At 73.8% G+C, this 1,890-nt stretch carries 1 protein-coding gene and 1 pseudogene; one reads left to right on the top strand and one right to left on the bottom strand.

Features of this window, described 5'->3' with window-relative positions; translation table 11 throughout:
* Positions 1 to 474 (bottom strand): annotated as a pseudogene (locus RIV14_RS13545) (fructosamine kinase family protein); the annotation flags it as partial.
* A 378-nt stretch (positions 475 to 852) separates the two neighbouring features.
* Between RIV14_RS13545 and pheA the strand changes: the two are divergent.
* Positions 853 to 1,797 carry a prephenate dehydratase gene (gene pheA, locus RIV14_RS13540; protein WP_075373429.1) on the top strand — a complete coding sequence of 315 codons (945 nt, stop codon included), beginning with the start codon at positions 853 to 855 and terminating at the stop codon, positions 1,795 to 1,797.
* The last annotated feature ends 93 nt before the right edge of the window (positions 1,798 to 1,890 follow it).

Here is a 1,890-nt window from a genome sequence, read left to right as displayed (position 1 = left end):
CGGCTGGTCGGTGTCGAAGTCGCCGTCGCGCAGGCGCTCGCACAGCCGCTCCACGGCGCGGGCCCCGCCGGCGCTGATCGAGCCATTGTCCCGACTGGGCTGCAGGTAGGGCAGGATCCGGTCCTCGGCGTAGAACTCGCCCCAGCGGCGCGGCTCGCCCTCCTCGGGGGCGTGCGGCCGCAACCGGATGTCCGAGCGGCCCATCTGCGCCCGGCCGTCCCAGCCGGGAGGCGCCGCCCCGAAGGCCGGGGCGCCCGCCGCGTGGGTGACGGCCAGCGCCCGGCCGAAGGCTTCCGCCCCGGCCGGCGTCACGCTGGTCGTCGTCAGCCGCGGCTCCTCCAGCCAGCCCGGGCCGCTGGTCACCGGCACCACGTGCGCCCCACCGTCGGCCATCGCCTCGGCGAGCCAGGTCAGGCCCTGCGCCTCCAGGGTGGTGGAGACCGGGCCGTCGTCGTGCTTGCGGAAGACACTCATGGCTCCAGCCTGCCAGGCCTGGCGCCGTCGCGGGAGGGCGAGGCGTCCTGCGACGGCCGCGGTGGGGGAGTCTGTGGGAGGGCGCCAGGTGTCCTGAGAAGGCTCCGGTGGGCGGTCCGCCGGGGGCTAGTGCTGATCTAGCCGTTGTGGGCCATGAGGATGCAGTCATGGGGTGCCTGGGGCAGACGCTCAGACGCTCCTGGGATGTTCCCTCCTGACCAGGCCCGGCAGCGGGACCGGACCCGCCGGTGAGGGCCCCTGCGTTCCACGGAGCAAGCGTCGTTGCAGCCTGACGCGATGGTCGGCCCCGGGAGGACCCCGCGTTTCACGGAGCAAGCCGCCGCCGACCCGGCCGCCCGGACTGGCTACCCTGTGCCCATGACTGCTCCCGCTCCGCTCTGGTCCTTCCTCGGGCCGGCCGGCACCTTCACCGAGATGGCGCTGCGCCAGGTCGCCCCCGCCGACGTTGAGCTCGACCCCTGCCCGGACGTGCCCACCGCCCTGGACCACCTGCGCGAGCGCACGGTGGAGGCCGCCGTCGTGCCCATTGAGAACTCCGTCGAGGGCGGGGTCAACGCCACGCTGGACAACCTCGTGGCCTCCACACCCCTGGTCATCGCCGCCGAGATGGCCGTGCCGATCACCTTCGTCCTGGCCGGCCGCCCCGGCACCCGCCTGGAGGACGTGCGCGCCATCTCCACCCACCCGCACGCCTGGGCCCAGTGCCGCGGCTGGGTCCACCAGAACCTCCCCGAGGCCGTGTACGTCGCCGGAACCTCCACCTCAGCGCCCGCCCGCGCGCTGGCCACCACCGAGGGGGACACCGGCTTCCAGGCCGTCCTGTGTAACCCGCTGGCCGCTAAGCAGTACGGGCTGGAGGTCATCGCCGGGGGCGTGGCGGACAACCCCGACGCCGTCACCCGCTTCGTCAAGGTGACTCGGCCGGGCCGCGTGGGTGAGCCCACCGGCGCCGACAAGACCACCCTGCTCGTCCACCTCCCGCACGACCGCTCCGGTGCCCTGCTGGACATGCTCGAGCAGTTCAGCGCCCGCGGCGTCAACCTCTCGCGCATCGAGTCCCGGCCTGTGGGCGACTCCCTGGGGCGCTACCGCTTCTCCATCGATATCGAGGGGCACGTGCGCGAGGAGCGGGTCCAGGCCGCCCTCATCGGGCTGCACCGCACCTGCCCGGTGGTGCGGTTCCTGGGCTCCTACCCGCGACTGGACGCCCGCCCGACGGCGGTCCTGGCCGGCACCAGCGACAAGGACTTCGTCGTGGCCCGCTCCTGGGTCGCCGACGTCCTCGACGGCCGCGCGCTCTAGCCGGGGCCCGCCGCCGGCTCCGCCGTCGCGTTCGTACCTTAAGCCGCGCGTTCGTACCCTTAACCCCCTGTGCTGTCTCCTCACTTCTGAGAC

The sequence above is a fragment of the Actinomyces acetigenes genome (assembly GCF_031296635.1).
GTDB lineage: Bacteria > Actinomycetota > Actinomycetes > Actinomycetales > Actinomycetaceae > Actinomyces > Actinomyces acetigenes.
Note: the sequence above shows the minus strand (reverse complement) of the source record. Positions and strands in the feature narration are given on the sequence as shown.